Raw genomic sequence first — 15,458 nt, forward strand, 5'->3', positions numbered from 1 at the left:
TCACTTGGATTTGACGAAGGCTCCATAACAAAAACCCGCCCTGGATCGCGAGATATACCAGTAAAATAAAGATCGCAACCCGCCGAGGGCGACGAAACTTTCTTATCAAAATAACCCATGTACCAATAATACTCTTCCGCACTTACAGAAGAAGAAACTAGCACCAACAACAATAACAACCTGCGCATACTTACCACCTCGAAAAGATCGCCCAGGAACACGCAGCGCCAATAACAAAAAATGCGAACTCATATAAATCCGCCATCGATCAAGCTCCCCTGCCAGAAACAAAAAGGGGCGACCGAAGCCGCCCCATCCAACCGCCCTCCTCGATCAGCGCCGCAGGAAGCCCAGGACCACCTGAGCGCCTTTAATGCCGGCATACACAGAGGCCAGCAGCGCAGCGACGGCCAGCACGCCGTTCGCGATTGTCGAGAAATCAATATCGGAGGTCAGACCGCTGTAATCCCAGCCAGCGGCCGAGGCGGATTGCGAGACGACCAGGGCAGCGCCTACCGCAACGGCGGAACCACCACGAACGAACAGTTTTTTCAGGTTTTTCATAGACTTACTCCTTAAGCTCTTTTAATGAAGTCGAGTACGGCCTTGACGCCCAGGGCGCCGACAAGGACCGTCGCGACAAGACCGAACCCGACCGAGAACGCCTGGGCGAGCGCCTGGGTGTCCAACATCGACGGGTCGAACTGCTCCGGCACCTGGGTCAAGACCCACATGCCCGAACAAAGGGGCGCCCCATCCGGCGCAATCGAGATGGAGCCATCGCAGGACAGGGCGGAAATCATCAGGAAGCCTGCTTAACGGGCTGCGCCGCCTGCGACTGGGCCGGAGCAGCCGGCTTCGGCTGGGCGGTCCCCAGGGGCTTTTCCATCAGGGCCAAGGGCGCGCCTGCCAACGAATAGCTAATGCGCTTGTACTTCTCGTCGAACTCATCGTTATAGGGCGCGTAGACCTCGACACCAGCGAGGTTGCGATAGGCGTTATGCAGGCCGTTCTTCACGGCATCGCCGAAGACACGAAGCTTGTACGTAGTGTCCACGTCAAATCCGTCACGGTCCTTGTCAGTCGCCTTGATGCCAACGATGGCCCAACGCTTGTCCCCTTCCCCCTTGTCCACTACGCCCAGGACGTACCCTTTCAGAATCTTCATAGTCTCTTTCTCCAGCGCCGAGCAGGCGCATACGTGATCCCCGGCCGGGCCGGAGCTACTTGTGAACGACGAGCCGTCACGAAGGCCCGGCGCAGATGTTGCCGCTCAGTTCGAGCAGCGGATTCAGTTGCCAGCACCTCACGCATGACCTGACTCAGCAGGTCCGGCGAGTCGATACCGGCATCGAGCAGGACAAGCTCTATCGAGCCCCGCAACTGAAGGTAGGCTTGCCGTCCGATATCAATCGCCATCACGGCCACCCGAAGGCATCGCCGACCCACGGCGTGCCCTTTTCGCTGGTGACAGTGGTCCAAGGGTTGGAGGCCTTGCCGCCCTCCTCCTTATGCTTTTCGAGCGCCTGGAGCGCTTGGGCGACGATCTGCTGCAACACGCTGCGATCGACAGCAGCGCGGGCCTGCTGACGAAGCTGGAGCGACCGACGCTCGCTGGACGACAGGGACACACCCTGGAGGCTGTAGGCGATCATGAGCGAGCCTTCCTAGGCTCATCGAGCCAACACACGAAACGCCGGAAGAACGCGAAGAACAGCGCCAGGAAAACCACCAGGGACACGACAGCAGTCACCATAGCCAGCACAGGAAACGCGGCACAGAACTCGAAAATGGCGGCAACAATGGGCGTCAACATCACGAACAAGACGATGAAGACAACCCAGCCCAAGAGAAAACGAAGAGGTGCTTTCATCTCAGGCCACCAACCGCAGGTGACGTGGGCGCGGTGCATGCCGATAGAACTCCGGCAAATCCAGCACGTCGCTGGTGACGATTTCCTCAGCACGACGAATCATCACGACCGAATGACGGGTCACGTCGTAGGGCTGGGCGATATTGATGCCGATCCGGTTCAAGCGCGCCCGGTAGGTCTGATTCATGCGCTTTTTGAAGTCGAAACTGATGCCCGGGCAGTGCATCCACTTCATCGCAATATTGGCGGTCGCATTAGCCGCTTGAGTGCTGCCTACAACCCCTTCAGAAAGCAGCCTTTCCGCAATCGTCTCGTAATCCATCGCCATCACCTCGAGCTTGTCGAATCCCCTCAGAAACTCCCCATGGATCGCCGCAAAGCGGCCTTCATCAAAAAGCCCCCACCACTCCAGCCGCTCACGGGCCAGATACTCACTCTTGAGTTCCTGTTCCATGCGCACGACGCCCTGCTGATCGCAGTACGCGGCCAGATCGAGCAGGTAGCGGAATTCGGAGGAGTCTTCGCCAAAGTTCCGTTTGCACTTCGGAAACAGGAACTTGCGGATTGCCTGAGCCTTGCCGTAGGCCTTGTAGTAGTGGTCGCGGGCCTGCCAGTCGCAGGTCCAACCATCTTCGTAGAGGTGGCCATTCTTGTAGCCCACACGCTGAGTACTCAGGGCGCGGATGTAGGCCAGTTCATTGCCCTTCCCCACCGTCCGATTCGTCGTCAAGTCAACCCGGCGCAGGCGCGCACCGTTGCCGATCATCCGAGTTTTCGAGCCGTCCTCGGTCTGGAGGTGGCCCCAATCAGTGCAAGCCGTGAACGGCGGCAGACGGTTGCCCTTGTCGTCCTTGATCTCGTGGAGGATGTCGTTATAGACCGCGACACACTCAGCGATGGACTGGAATCCATGCAGGTTGTCCAAGCGGTTGACTGCACTCGGATTCCCTTCGACTCGGAGCTTGTTCCCATCGACCCGAACCCGAATCGACGTCGAGTGACTGCCCTCAACCTTGAAGCTAGGAGACGTGTCGCGCAGTTGCTCGCCGGTCCTCCGGTCGTAGTAGCAGATGCCAGTGTCGCCAACCTGCGGGAGCTGGTACGGGAATACCTGCTCTACCGTGAGGTAGTCGTAGAACATCCTGCTCTGATGATTGGTCGGAGGAAACATCCCTACCCCTGCATGCCTGTAACAACGTTACACGTTACGTACGAGGCGATTTATACCGCAGTAACTCGTAACAGCGCAACACGTGCAAGAATAACGACCACCCCTTGTTACAGGTAACCGTCATGTCAAAGCCCTACCGGGTTCGAGATAAGTTCGTCGAGGAAGTGAAGGAGCGCCGCGTCAAAATGATCATCGAGACAAAGGACGACGTCCGGGAGTCCGACCTTGTGAACGCCACGCTGTGGAAATACCTGAGCAAGATCACAACGAAAGACGTCCTTGAATTCAGAGAAGAGTTCGGCGGGAAGGAATAGCGATGCGGGCAGAGAGGGACGATGACTTTCCGCCCGTCAGAAGGGCAACAGAACGACGGCTAGCCTATGAGATCGCTCTAGGGATATGGCTGGGTGGAATGGCGCTAGGGCTTACGTCGTTCGCTCTGTGGTTCTTCGCACTCAGCGCAATGGTCGGAGCGCTAAAGCTTGGCTAGCAGAGAGACCGCAGAAGTGTGCGGTAAATTGGGGGTGTTACAGCACCCCACCCCTCCGGGCGCCGTTCGAGCACCCAAAGCAACGCGCCGGGAAGGCCCTGCGAGAACTCGCCGGGCTAGACCGCTGAACATTCCTCGGAGATCTGATCGCCCCATGTGCGCATCAACAGCGTGCTCTATGGATGGCCGCGATACGCACGCTTGGGTGATCAGGGCGCGAGGTGGTTTCGGAGCGGCGGGAACGACGAAGCCCGCGAAGGGGCTTCGGAGGGGCTAGTAGTCTGTAGGGAGACCAGCAAGCTCCAGGCGCTCGCGGTAAATGCTGTTGACGCGCATGGCATCGGATCGCTCTTGGCGGCACAGATCCACCTCAAGCTCCATCTGCGCAATGGTCTTTCGAAGATGGGCGACCAGGGCGCGCGCATCATCAACGTGCCGGTCGAATTCGTTCTGCAGACGGACCAGGGCATCCGCGTCCACCTGGGGTGCCTTGCCCGCCTGCCGCTGACGGTAGAGGCGCTGCCGCTCAGCATTGGAGAGCGCGTCAGCCTTGCGAGGCCGGCCCCTGGATGGCTTGGCCGGGAAGGCGTCGAGGGTCTGGGTATCGCGGGTATCCTTGGCCATCTTCGAATTTCCGTTACCGTAACGAATATTCGAATCATAGGCCCTACCGGACCGAAAGCAAGGATTTTCCGTTACGGTAACGAAAAACCCGGAGCGGCATCGCATAACGGACGTTACGTGTAAATCACCAGTCCGGAGCTAAGCGCATTTTCCGGACTGGTGACTCTCCCGGTGGTCGGGCTGCGCCTAACGTAACGTCTGCACATTATGCGAAGCCTTAAGTATTTCCAGGCGGCCAAGGATCCACGAAAAACCCCGGAGATCGCTCTACCGGGGTTTCCTTGCTTTCTAGCCAGTGAAAGCCAGTGAAGCCTTATCGGTTAGTCCACCCGATGCTTCAACACCCGCAACGTACGAATGTCCGACCAGAACATCTCACTTGGATAGGTCTCGCTTCCGAACAGGCTAAACACCATGAAGTGCGGATGTTCATAGACACCCTCCAAAGCAAGAACTACCCCGGCAATTCGCACACAGCGCCATAGCGTCTCCGAGTCATCCTCCCACACCAGCTCGACCAGAACCGTCTTCCCAATGAGTGAAATCGCATTTAGAACGCTGGCTGAACTTGATATTTTTTCATGTTCAGCCCCATGGCAGGCACCTGTCGCGAACATATGCCAGCCAGAGAAAACGGGGGTTTCAGTAGAATTTACAGTAGCCATTCATGATCTCCCTTCGATCATTTTTGGTTAGCTGGCTTGGGGAGTTGCCGCTCCCTTAGCCAGCGATTACACCAGCCGCGTGCGCAGGTAAGCCCTGACCGCTTGCCGGATATGGTGCGAAACGGACGTGTCGTCCTTTTCCGCGAGATTTCGTAGAGCTTCCAATTGATCTGGCGGCATCAGAAGCGTGTAAGGCACCTTTTTGGCCTTGCCAGCACGCACTTTCTCACCCTCCTCCTCGCCCTTTGCCAATTGCTGAGCCGGCGCAGGCTTCGCCAGCAACTTCCTTCGACGTAAATCGTGCAGCAGCGCTAAACGACCATCTGGAGTGATTCCATTGAAGACCTGTTTAGCAGCAGCCTTTGACTGCCCATCTACCTCAACAAGAAGCTGAAGAAGCTCGCGGGTTTGGTCAGCGGTAATCTTCATGGTGAACCTATGTATGTTGCTTCGAGAGCAATATGACATACATATGTTCTACATAAAAGAAGAGCCTGTCGTGTCAAGTCGTCGCACCAAGCTCGGAAGAGGTTTTCGAGCCTTCCACTCATGTAAACATATGTATGTTGTACATACTACATGCATTCGACATACAGAATTATCGGCAAAAATGCCGTTTCTGGAAGCCTAGTGGCGCGCGGCCTCCGGACCAAACGCCCAATAATGAGCTTTTTGAGGGGGGTTTATCTGACGTGTTACAGGGGCGTCAGCCGGCCCCGCCGTGGCGCTTGCTCACTCCGAGACGAGCCGTTCGCGCGCGCCCCGGCCAGGCCGGCTACAGCGGCCATACCGGCCCCGTCGGCGTCACCGCCACCGCTGACGCGCTTCGCTTGTCCCCCAGCCATCACCAGAGCGACAAGTCACTCTGGTGATAGCCGGGCCGATCAAAGCTCCAGGATCGCCCTGCAGGCTGACTGCAAGGCCTCGATCCGAACATCCATATCCGCGCCCTCCTGATCCAGATCGGCAAGGCGGCGACGTAGATGGCGGATATCGGCAACGAGCTTGGGATAGTCATTCAGGACATAACACACGGCATCGAGAGGATCGCGAGACGGCGCGTACAGCGTCGCTTGATCGATCAGATGCTGTGGTACAGGGAGAGGGTCAGGCTTGCGCATAATCGGCCCTATGTTACGCGCCGCCCGGAGCCGCCGTATTGTCCGGGCGGCGCTCAACATAAGGCCGAGCATTATGCGAATCCAGGATGTTACGGCCAAATAGTAATTCTCAATCTAGCCAAATAGAAATGTCCCAAATCGGCGTCTAGGGTTTCCCTCCTGCATCACCGGAGGCACGCCATGACTGACGACACGTCAGGTGCACCGGCTGGTTCTGCGTTATCGCGAGGACGGCCCAGCCGGCCTAACATCTCGTCGACGTGGTCAGCCGAGTAACCGGCAGCTGTCGCCAGGTCTGGAGAATCGCGCCATTAGCTTGATTCGACGGAACTATAGCGACTTTGGTCCAACTCTGGCCCAGGAAAAACTGGTCGAGTGCCACGGCCTTAAGCTGGCCAAAGAAACGGTACGACGGATCATGGTTGATGCCGGCATGTGGGTACCGCGCAAGCAACGGCCGCCCAAGGCCTATCAGCCACGCAACCGGCCGCCTGTTGCGGCGAACTGATCCAGATCGATGGCAGCGATCATCGCTGGTTCGAGGATCGTGGACCGGCCTGCACGCTGCTGGTCTTCATTGATGATGCAACCAGCCAGCTGATGCACCTGCATTTCACCGAGGCCGAATCGACCTTCAGCTACTTCACCGCCACCCGCGCCTACCTGGAGCGGCATGGAAAGCCGCTGGCCTTCTACAGCGACAAAGCCAGCGTGTTCCGCAGTAACCATAAGGCGCCTCAGGGTGGCGACGGCTATACCCAGTTCGGCCGAGCGATGTACGAGTTGAACATCGAGAGCATTTGCGCCAACAGCAGCCAGGCCAAAGGTCGTGTGGAGCGTGCGAACCTCACTCTGCAGGATCGCCTGGTCAAGGAGCTGCGGCTTCGCGGAATCAGCAACATGCCCGACGCCAATGCCTTTGCAGCCCACTTTATGGCCAGCTACAACGCGCGTTTTGCCAAGCCCCCGCGCTCTGAGCATGACTGCCATCGCCCGCTGCACAGTGATGAAGATTTGGATCTGATCTTCGCCTGGCGAGAAGCGCGGCGAGTTTCGCAGCGGTTGACCGTGCAGTACGACAAGGTGCTGTATCTGCTAGCGGACACTCCGCAGTCCCGTCGCCTGGCGGGTGATCATGTCGAGATCTACCACTACCCGGATGGCCGCATCGAGCCCAGGGTGGACGGCACCGCCCTCCCCTTTACCACCTACGACAAACTCTGCGAGATAGACCAGGGTGCCATCGTCGAGAACAAGCGCTTGGGTCATGTGCTGCAAGTCGCCCAGCTCGTCCAAGCGCAGCGCGACAGTCGGCGCTCGCAATCGGTACCGGGAAATCCGCGGCAGTCAACGCAAGGCAAGATGCTGTCGAAGAAGGCGCAGCGAGAACTGATGCCGGAAGATATCGCCGCCGCCCTGGATAACACGCCACCATCGAGGCGAAGTCGCCATGCGTGAGTCAATCAGCGCCGAGGCACTGAAGATACTAGTGGTTGCCGGAGCTGCGCGGTACTTACGTGCTATTCCGGCGCCTTCCGGCCACGGTTGGCAGCTCCAAGTGCGCTACAGTCCCGACGGTCAATATTACCCGCTACGTTCTCGAGGTGAACTTGTGCGCGTATTTGGATCACTGGACTCGCTTAATCGGTACGCAAATCGTTTGGGCATCCACACGTATAGCGTGGAGTTATAACTGTGACACGAATTTCCCCATGTGGGGAGTCGACAGGTTTCTAGAAAAATAGTTCGATAAGTGTAGCGACTTTCGTTTGCAAACCGCTACAAATAGCGCTGCGGGCCAACCAGCTGAGTTTTTCCAACACCTGACAGTGTGGAGTAACGCTTCTCCGAGTTCCGGAATCAAGGGCTATGGTATCTACATATTATTTAGCGGGTGTAATAATTTTTATCTAGCCCTCTTTATCGAAGGAGAGGGCCAGATAACATTAGATCGCTGCAAAATAGGCCAGCAGCAAGGCTACTGCGGTCGTATAGCGGAGGCCCGATTTGATCGTATTGAATACGTCGCTGAAATTTGGCGCGTCCAGACGTAGGCCAACACCAGGCCCTACCAACGTCTTAATATCCTCGGGGAGCGTCATTGCCTGCCAAGTGCCTGGAGCCAGTGTCCGCAGGTTCACACCGTAGGAAACCAGCAGCCCGGACTCCTGCGAAATGCCTCCGGAGGCGTCCGGAGATAGACCAACGTCGGTTGGATAGACGTTCGGGCTGCCCTTGAAGCGGTCAAGATATCCGCTGCCGAAGCGAGCCTTTATTCTATCAAGATTCTGCGCCATGGAGGTGAGCAAAGGAAGTATCTCACCGTTGCAAACACGTTCCTTTTCATTGACCATCCTGAAACCAATGGTTACGCCGTTGGCTAGTTCTTGGGCAAGCAACGTCGAATACTGCTGGTCCGCTTTGCTGATGTCTCCGCCCGGGACGAATTCCGGGTGTAGCTTCAGCGGAATGTCCCATGCCTCTATAGTCTGTGCTTCGGGGAAGACAAAGCCAGGATTGCATTGACGGGCAAAACCCTTATAGATATTAGCCAGGGATTGACCAGGGTTCTGGTAGATATTGATCTCGGCCATGGTTGCCTCCTCTAGAGTCCCAGGGATCGTTGGAGATAGTCCGCGCGATTGTTCAATCGCCTGGCTATGCCATCGCTCGGATCGGTACTGTTGGGAGTACCATTCCAGTTCCTCAACTCCCTAATGGCGGCTGGCCAGTCGCTCTGAGAAATAGCAGTCTCAAAGTTTGGGAACGAGGAATACTCACCATAGTGGTAATACAGGTCTGTCACTATGGTTTTGACCGCCGGAGGTAAGGTGCTCCACTGCTGGAACTTCACCTTCATCCGATCAGTGACCTTGATCATCTTGGCGGTAAAGAGGGACAGCCCGTCTTCATCTGTGAGTACCGGGATGAGTTGGGCTAATGCCTGGAAGGTCGCGGTGTTCGCTCCTTTCAAGCCGAGGGCGGGGCGAATTTTTTTGCGCGTGGATTCAGCGATGTTCAGAGCCTGAATGCCGGATTCATCGTGCTGGCCGACATCGAAGCCATAGCCAATCGTTACACCTGATTCACCGTTGGGGTCAGAGGTCGGAATAGTAGCTCTGTTGCCTCGCCCACCAGGTGGAAGCTCATGACGGGCGGTGAAATCGATATTAATACCCATTTCAATCAGATAGGAAATATTGGACTGGAGGCGGCTGACCTTATCGGCTTTGTCACCATCGATGCGGTCTTGGATAAAGGTATTGATCTGCTGGTTCAATTGCACCTGGAGGTCGCTCACCGAAATACTGTTGGCTCCTCCGGTTTCGGCGACCGTACGAATAGTGACCTCATGAACCTTGAAGTAGTCGTCGAACACTAGAACGGGCCGCCCGGCAGTCTGGCTTATGACCTGCGTCAGTTGCCCCGTCAATCCACCTTGTGCTGAGTAGCTGGGGGATGACAGCCAGTCGGTATAGAGGTCAGGAATTCCGTGAGTAATTCGGATCGGCTCTGGTTCCGCTGCGAGCAGAACACGCTGTGCCTCCTCTCGTTCTGGATTTTCTAGGTAATTGTATAGCCGCTCCAGATTGCGCTGAAGGGGCTGATCCAATTCTCTATCCACCTTAGTCTCCTCTGCTTAGTGAAGCCAATTTGTTATTTCATTGATTGTTCGCACTCGCTTTCTAGACGATTGAACTCAGTAGAATACTTGTCATATTCATTTTGCATTTTTTCCGGCAAATACTCTCGCTTCAGGTCTCTGAAGAAGCTGCCCTTCTCTAGTATCTTCTTGCATTGGTGGTTTTTGGCAGACAAGGAGAGATGTGCCGTATGAAAAACACGAGAGAGATAACCAAAACCTTCAAACATGTCCCTACACTCTGTTATCAGTTTTCGAGAAATCCAGTAGGCCTTCTCTGTCTCGTTATTCTTCAGTGCTTTCTTCACTTGCTTGTCGTTGAATTTTATAGAGGCGGGCTCGCAGATTGGGGAAGGCTTCCAATACGTGCCAGTAAAACCTGCTGCCGCCCCGCAGAAGCCCTGACAGTCCCTACTTGCGACTCCTTTCTCTATGGTAATTCTGTCATCATTCAGTTTGAAAACGACATCGCACGACATATCGCCGATGCCACGGACGTCGACCTGCACATGATCTGACTCTATAGTTCCATTCAATCCGCAAGCATGGGCATTGTGTCCAGTGCTTCGTATCCGAAACTTTTGAAGTCCTTCGAATAACGGAGATATCGTCAGCAGCCCACTATTTCCAGTCCTATAGTAATCCCCGGGTGGGAAGTAGCTCTTTGGTTCTTCAGCGACACAAAGAGTGATATTGTAGCAAAGGGCGAGTATGGCAAAAATGCTAATGCTTTTGAGCTTCATGTTTATGCCCTGCATGAAAGCGGCTAGGTGGGGCGCTGGGTGATCCCATATAGGATTGTTTTTTTGCTGGTCAGATCGACTGATCTATAAGTTCCGTCGAGCAGGCTAGTCCTCCCAAAAAACACAAGCAGACTTGTAAGAGTCATTCTGTTTTACCAGCACTTCATTCTCAACATCACTAAAGTTTAGACGTCATTGAGCATGAGCTGGAAAAAGTTGCGGCAACGACCCTAGACGCTGAACGCTGCTCACCTGGGACGTTCCACTTCCTTGCGAAACATCACTCTCTGCTTGAAGCCGAAACCTCCACCACCATCCAGCAGAGCGGGCGGAGCAACCGGTAGATCGGGCTCGCGGCAGGTGGCTATCACGCGCCTGGCGAAGACTTCATCGAGCGTACTGCGGCTCTTAACATTCCCCTCGCCGTACTGTACCCGGCAACTGCTTATGCGCCCCGACGAGCTTGCGAAGCGGAAAAACACCACAACATCGGCCTCGGGGATCTCATCTCCCGGTGCGAACAGCGGGTAACGAAGCCTCTTGGCGAATTCCTGGCGGAATTCCTGGATAAAAATGGCCTCTTGCTCTGCTCGCTCCTGCAAAGTGACTGAATGGGAGCAGCCGCCGATCAGACTCAGCAATACCAATAGGCAAACTATCCTCAACGCTCTTCCTCCTTGAAAAAGAGGCAATCTTTTATTTTAGTATCTAGAAATGGCTCTTGACGTCTAAGCCAAGAACTGCAAGAGCTTCCAGCGCCAGGTTTTGACCTTCTGCAATACCCGAATTATGTGCAAACTCGACAAGTCGCTCGATTACTCCGACGCTACCCTGATCTGGCTCGACAAATTCCGATATATTATCCATAGCAACTGAGGCGTCCCACGCAGCCTGACTAAGCAGCTCTTTATACAATGCATCAGCGCTAGATATATTACGAACATTTGCGAGATTAAGCCTGGTTCGATCCAAGGCTTCGTGCGCGATCTGAAGTAGCAAATATGGAAATGGATTCTTTTGAGTTCGACGTTTCCTGCATGAGTCGCTAATTAGTCCAGCAAGCATTGCTGATCCTTCGGCCTCAATGCGAAGGGAATCATCAGCAATCGAGATTGTCCGCGCCTTCGCAATATAGCCCAAAACGTAAGCATCGAACTGAGTCTCGGCAATCATAGACAGAATCTGATTATTACGATTATTGAAATTCATAAGATGCTCCTTGCCCAATCTCAAACTAGATAGATCAGTGGAAACTGTTTCTGAATTCTGTAGTAGACTGCCCGGTCCAACGTCTGAATGCATGTCTAAAACTCGCTGTTTCCGAGTACCCCAGAATATCGCTAATACGATCAACTGGTATAGATGAATTCAGTAGCAGTGCAATTGCTCGTTCTTTGCGGGCCTTATCTACAATCTGGCGATAAGTGCATCCCTCGTCCGCCAGGCGACGTCTTACCGTCCGCTCATTCATGCATAAATACTTTGCGGTAGTCACCAAGCTAGGGTATTGATCTGGTATGGACTCAAGGAATAACTCGATTCGCTGACGGAGCCCTCCCATCTCTACTTCCAACAGAGCATTGAAACTCTCACCTGCCATATTCAGGGCTGACTGAAATACCGCCGGATTGGCAGTCGCCAGTGTTCTATTCAACTGATGAGCTGGAAAGCTAAATATTATGTCACTTCCTTCATGCTTCACAGGCAAAGAAAAGAAACCTTCATAGATTGTTTTATCTGCGCCATGCACAGGTACTGTCAATGCAGAGATGGGAAAGTCATTACCTAACAGGTCCATAATGAGCTTGTAGGTTGCAGAGGCTATAACATTTACATGAAACTGACGGGATGCGTCATTCCACTCCGGCTTAAAGTTAACTGAAATATGGATTTCTACTTCGTAATTCTCCCTAGGCTTGACGTCAACATTAGCTATATCACGATTGAACAACTTGACATAGGCCTTTATGACTTTCAAAATATCACCTACGTTCTCAGCGCATAGCAACGCCAATCCTATCACGCCATAATCAGATATATGGTAATAAGTACCAAGATTCAGTCCTTCTTTTCCTGAATACCCCTTGCTAACTATCCAGTTGTAAAGTGCGTCACTTCTTGACTCTTGATCTGCCGCAAAGGGTGGTATTGCGATATCTCGATCACGAAGATAGTTCTGCAGAGGGCGCCATTCAAAATCAAATATGTGTTCGGTCACCATGTCTATATTCACCTCACCCCTACTGTTCTTGATATAGCCCTGAACGCTGCAAGTGCCTCATGCTCCATACGGATGCCGTCAACGTTGTAGTCGACATACGCGGAGGTCTTTGCAATCACCACACGCCTTAGTGGGTTTACATAAATAAACTGCCCGTACACTCCGATAGCCAAGAACTCCCCTTCTTTGCCTTCTGGAATCCACCACTGGTAACCATACCCAAGATTTGGCTCACCATCCTCTATGTAACGTCCAGGACGCAAGTGAGCACTCCGAGGTTTGGTTGATGCCTTGACCCACTCAGCACTTACAATTTGACTTCCAGTCAGGCTGCGACCGCCATGAAGAAATAATAGACCAATGCGTGCAAAGTCTCTTAGGCAAAGGTTCACCCCACCGAATGCTAGCTCTGTGCCCCGATCGTCTGTTAACCATGCACCTTCACATTCGGCACCCAGTTGGGGCCAAAGTCTTTGATTCATAAACTGTGAGGGGCCCATACCAGTCGCGCCCAATAAAACCATACCAAGCACCTGGGTATCTACGCTAACGTAGTGGTGCACTCTCCCCGGGGCATCTTCTCTTCTCAATGAACTCACTTTTTCATTTACTGATCCGCCAAGCGCTATAGTCCTACCTAGCTGGTTGATATCGGAGTCCGAATTCCCGTAGTCCTCACTGAAAGCTATTCCTGATGACATCTCAAGCACATCTCTCAAAGAAACACCCGCATATCCGCCAGCAGAAAGCTGTGGGGCGTACAGGTTCACAGGATCTAGCAGACTGTGTATTGATCCTTCATCAACTGCCATTCCAATCAAGAGGGACATTAATGATTTGCTTAGCGACCAGCCAATAGCAAGGCTTTTCGCACTATTGCCCAGGTAGTATTCCTCAAAGGCAATGCGATCGTCACTGAGAACTATAAGGCCGGTGGTATTGCTGCTCGCCAACCAGTCTTTAAAGCCAACCTCGTGACCTTGAAAGCTAAATGAGCCAGGCATATCCCTGAGGTTTTTTTCAAAAAAATGAGCCGCTCCGCTCTTCTTTATTGGGACCGAGTTAAACAGTCTCGGCATTGCTCGAAAATTTTCAGCAATTTTCCCCGAGTCAAACAAAGTGTAAAAATTCCACACTCTCACACCTGCACTACCAATGCAGGCGATGATAAAAAAGATGAGAATCATTGAGAGGAAAATAGCATTTCTCTTATTTATCATTCTTGTCGATCTCTCAGTTTGTGCTAGCTCGTCTCGACCCTGCTAACAGCCCAATGTCATCAACCTAAGCTGCAGCCCTGCCCAAGGCAAGCCCCCCGAAGCAGCCAGCCGCCATGGCCGTCGGGCGATGACCAGGCCTCTGCCGCTCAATCAGGCGGTCTAGCTGGGCTGGCGGTGATGTGATCATCGTCTGTTCCGGCTGTCTAGGCGAGATTTCTCGTCCTCCGGACGAGCCTATGCCGACCGCTTGTGGCCAGCTTTTTTTGCACGGAGGTTGGGCGGTGGTGTTTCTTCAGCGCGTCGGTTTGTAGCCCTCACAACCTCGGCTGGCTGCGCGTTTGCGTTGGCGCGCAAAGCTACGGCCTGAGCGTACGGCACTGAGGCTTTTAGCCATCAAGGCCAGCACATTGCTCAGCCCCTGAGCACAGTGCCGCACCAGCAGCTCGACCAGGGTATTTTTGAGCCGTGACACGCCTTGGGTGAAGTTGACTTTCCATCGCAGCTTGCGACCTTTGTGGCGCTGTTCGATGACCGGCTGTAGCAGGTGCTGCATCAACAGCGCCAGGTTCTTCAACAGTTGAGCGGCATGAAAGTCCTGCTTTACAGCGGTCACGCTGCGGCCGCTGAAGTTGTCCAGCGTCAGGGTTTGTTTGAGGCGACGGAAGTCGGTTTCGATGCCCCAGCGGCGGTGGTAAAGCTCGGCAAACACCTCAGCGGGAAAGGCTTCTCGATCCAGCAGCGAGGTCAGCAATACTTCGCTTTCGCCGTTGGCCAACTCGACCCGGATCAGTCTCAGCTCGATCTGGCTGGCAGGATCAACGCCAGCCTCGGAGCAGAACAGACGTGCTTCAGGATGGTTGGCCACGAAAAGCTGTGTGTCTTCAACTTGGCCAGAGTGTAGAAACGCTTTGACCTGGGCGTTATAGCCACAGGGCAGGCGCATCAGAAAGTGCCGCTGTTGCTGCGCGAACAGCGCGAATAACCAGTGCCCAGGGTAACCACGGTCAAACAGCGTCAGGCTGTCAGCCGGCAGGTGCTCAAGGTGCAGATGGGCACAGTCGCGCTCACCGACTGTCAGGGGCACGATCAGGCTATGCAAGGTTTGACCGTCAGCGACTTCGTAGAGTGTGGACAAGCGAGCCATGGGAAAGCCAGAGTGACTGCCAAAGAAGGTCGCCATGGTCGACTCCAGGGGTAAATGCACGGTCGAGCCATCCACCGCGAGCACCCTCAGCCCACGCCACTTCTGACGCAGCCCGAAGCAGTCAATTTGTTGCTGCAGGAGGCGATTGAGACTTTCAAATACCTCGGGGTTGAGCTTTTTGCGCGCTTTGCAGAAGGCCTGCGCAGTGACCATTTGCGTCTCAGTCGACGCCTGATTGAGTACGCGATAGAACTGATCGAGTTCGGTTTGCAGGGCCGTGCGCGGCTGATTGAGCAGGAACAGGACGAGGTTCTTGAAGGTGAGCTGGCGTCGGCGGGTAAAGTCTTGAGGATTCTGGCGGTGGGCGGCGATGAAGGCGGGACAATCGAGCGGGCTGGTTATTTTTTGTACAATTTTCAAGCCAGGGTTTGGCTGGCGGTGTCAAGCGATGCGGTATAGGTAGTCAAAAGGGCTTCTCCCATGCACTGATTTGAGCGCTAATTATATGATATTTATGGATAATTTCCAAAGTTGATGACATTG

The 15,458-nt window shown here is 54.2% G+C and carries 21 protein-coding genes and 1 pseudogene; 2 read left to right on the top strand and 20 right to left on the bottom strand.

From position 1 onward, the window contains the following. From ACTJJX_RS34220 to ACTJJX_RS34255, 8 genes are all read right to left on the bottom strand, one after another. On the bottom strand, positions 1-188 hold a 188-nt coding region (locus ACTJJX_RS34220), incomplete at its 3' end, for a hypothetical protein (RefSeq protein WP_440782057.1). Between the two features lie 145 nt (positions 189-333). After that, the gene (locus tag ACTJJX_RS34225; protein WP_023082422.1) at positions 334-564 is read right to left on the bottom strand and encodes a hypothetical protein; all 231 of its coding nucleotides are present in this window, start codon (positions 562-564) and stop codon (positions 334-336) included. Positions 565-575: 11 nt separating this feature from the next. Continuing rightward, positions 576-803, bottom strand: a complete 228-nt coding sequence (locus ACTJJX_RS34230) for a hypothetical protein (RefSeq protein ID WP_023082421.1) — start codon at positions 801-803, stop codon at positions 576-578. Beyond that, positions 803-1,168 carry a hypothetical protein gene (locus tag ACTJJX_RS34235; protein ID WP_023082420.1) on the bottom strand — a complete coding sequence of 122 codons (366 nt, stop codon included), beginning with the start codon at positions 1,166-1,168 and terminating at the stop codon, positions 803-805. The genes ACTJJX_RS34230 and ACTJJX_RS34235 overlap by 1 nt, the downstream gene beginning before the upstream one ends. Further along, positions 1,165-1,419, bottom strand: coding sequence for a hypothetical protein (locus tag ACTJJX_RS34240; RefSeq protein ID WP_123809172.1), 255 nt, complete (start codon positions 1,417-1,419; stop codon positions 1,165-1,167). The genes ACTJJX_RS34235 and ACTJJX_RS34240 overlap by 4 nt, the downstream gene beginning before the upstream one ends. Beyond that, positions 1,419-1,655, bottom strand: a complete 237-nt coding sequence (locus tag ACTJJX_RS34245) for a hypothetical protein (protein WP_023082419.1) — start codon at positions 1,653-1,655, stop codon at positions 1,419-1,421. Before ACTJJX_RS34245 ends, ACTJJX_RS34240 begins: the two co-directional genes overlap by 1 nt. Continuing rightward, positions 1,652-1,873, bottom strand: a complete 222-nt coding sequence (locus ACTJJX_RS34250; protein ID WP_031668830.1) for a hypothetical protein — start codon at positions 1,871-1,873, stop codon at positions 1,652-1,654. Before ACTJJX_RS34250 ends, ACTJJX_RS34245 begins: the two co-directional genes overlap by 4 nt. 1 nt (position 1,874) lies before the next feature. Next, entirely contained in the window at positions 1,875-3,014 is a 1,140-nt protein-coding gene (locus ACTJJX_RS34255; RefSeq protein ID WP_031668829.1) for a phage/plasmid replication domain-containing protein, read from the bottom strand. Between the two features lie 152 nt (positions 3,015-3,166). On the opposite strand from ACTJJX_RS34255, the gene ACTJJX_RS34260 reads away from it, so the two are divergent. After that, positions 3,167-3,358, top strand: a complete 192-nt coding sequence (locus tag ACTJJX_RS34260; RefSeq protein WP_003100916.1) for a hypothetical protein — start codon at positions 3,167-3,169, stop codon at positions 3,356-3,358. Between the two features lie 449 nt (positions 3,359-3,807). On the opposite strand, the gene ACTJJX_RS34265 is transcribed toward ACTJJX_RS34260, so the two are convergent. From ACTJJX_RS34265 to ACTJJX_RS34280, 4 genes are all read right to left on the bottom strand, one after another. Continuing rightward, positions 3,808-4,158, bottom strand: coding sequence for a hypothetical protein (locus ACTJJX_RS34265; protein ID WP_003131859.1), 351 nt, complete (start codon positions 4,156-4,158; stop codon positions 3,808-3,810). A 320-nt stretch (positions 4,159-4,478) separates the two neighbouring features. Further along, entirely contained in the window at positions 4,479-4,823 is a 345-nt protein-coding gene (locus tag ACTJJX_RS34270; RefSeq protein ID WP_011666650.1) for a hypothetical protein, read from the bottom strand. Positions 4,824-4,889: 66 nt separating this feature from the next. Further along, positions 4,890-5,252 carry a ribbon-helix-helix protein, CopG family gene (locus tag ACTJJX_RS34275; protein ID WP_016852910.1) on the bottom strand — a complete coding sequence of 121 codons (363 nt, stop codon included), beginning with the start codon at positions 5,250-5,252 and terminating at the stop codon, positions 4,890-4,892. 455 nt (positions 5,253-5,707) lie between these two features. Next, positions 5,708-5,944, bottom strand: a complete 237-nt coding sequence (locus tag ACTJJX_RS34280; RefSeq protein WP_073651068.1) for a hypothetical protein — start codon at positions 5,942-5,944, stop codon at positions 5,708-5,710. 184 nt (positions 5,945-6,128) lie between these two features. Here ACTJJX_RS34280 and ACTJJX_RS34285 point away from each other — a divergent pair. Further along, positions 6,129-7,402, top strand: a pseudogene (locus ACTJJX_RS34285) (ISNCY family transposase); the annotation flags it as partial. A 488-nt stretch (positions 7,403-7,890) separates the two neighbouring features. Here ACTJJX_RS34285 and ACTJJX_RS34290 read toward each other — a convergent pair. The 8 genes from ACTJJX_RS34290 to ACTJJX_RS34325 all read right to left on the bottom strand — a co-directional run bounded on the left by ACTJJX_RS34290 (position 7,891) and on the right by ACTJJX_RS34325 (position 15,335). After that, positions 7,891-8,538, bottom strand: a complete 648-nt coding sequence (locus tag ACTJJX_RS34290) for a DUF3218 family protein (protein ID WP_003139470.1) — start codon at positions 8,536-8,538, stop codon at positions 7,891-7,893. A gap of 11 nt (positions 8,539-8,549) precedes the next feature. Next, the gene (locus tag ACTJJX_RS34295; RefSeq protein WP_003131856.1) at positions 8,550-9,569 is read right to left on the bottom strand and encodes a pesticin C-terminus-like muramidase; all 1,020 of its coding nucleotides are present in this window, start codon (positions 9,567-9,569) and stop codon (positions 8,550-8,552) included. 32 nt (positions 9,570-9,601) lie between these two features. Continuing rightward, positions 9,602-10,330: a hypothetical protein gene (locus tag ACTJJX_RS34300; protein WP_003131854.1), complete on the bottom strand. Its 729-nt coding sequence runs from the start codon at positions 10,328-10,330 to the stop codon at positions 9,602-9,604. Between the two features lie 248 nt (positions 10,331-10,578). Continuing rightward, positions 10,579-10,995: a hypothetical protein gene (locus ACTJJX_RS34305; protein WP_003111054.1), complete on the bottom strand. Its 417-nt coding sequence runs from the start codon at positions 10,993-10,995 to the stop codon at positions 10,579-10,581. A 43-nt stretch (positions 10,996-11,038) separates the two neighbouring features. Then, positions 11,039-11,539 carry a hypothetical protein gene (locus ACTJJX_RS34310; RefSeq protein ID WP_003131852.1) on the bottom strand — a complete coding sequence of 167 codons (501 nt, stop codon included), beginning with the start codon at positions 11,537-11,539 and terminating at the stop codon, positions 11,039-11,041. Between the two features lie 34 nt (positions 11,540-11,573). Beyond that, positions 11,574-12,551, bottom strand: coding sequence for an HTH-type transcriptional regulator VqsM (gene vqsM / locus ACTJJX_RS34315; protein ID WP_003131850.1), 978 nt, complete (start codon positions 12,549-12,551; stop codon positions 11,574-11,576). Between the two features lie 8 nt (positions 12,552-12,559). Beyond that, on the bottom strand, positions 12,560-13,771 hold the full coding sequence (locus ACTJJX_RS34320; RefSeq protein ID WP_023082416.1) for a serine hydrolase domain-containing protein: 1,212 nt from the start codon (positions 13,769-13,771) through the stop codon (positions 12,560-12,562). A gap of 292 nt (positions 13,772-14,063) precedes the next feature. Further along, the gene (locus ACTJJX_RS34325) at positions 14,064-15,335 is read right to left on the bottom strand and encodes an IS4-like element ISPa1635 family transposase (protein WP_004423958.1); all 1,272 of its coding nucleotides are present in this window, start codon (positions 15,333-15,335) and stop codon (positions 14,064-14,066) included. Positions 15,336-15,458 lie beyond the last annotated feature (123 nt).

It is taken from the genome of Pseudomonas sp. 22490 (assembly GCF_052044465.1).
GTDB classification, from domain to species: domain Bacteria; phylum Pseudomonadota; class Gammaproteobacteria; order Pseudomonadales; family Pseudomonadaceae; genus Pseudomonas; species Pseudomonas aeruginosa.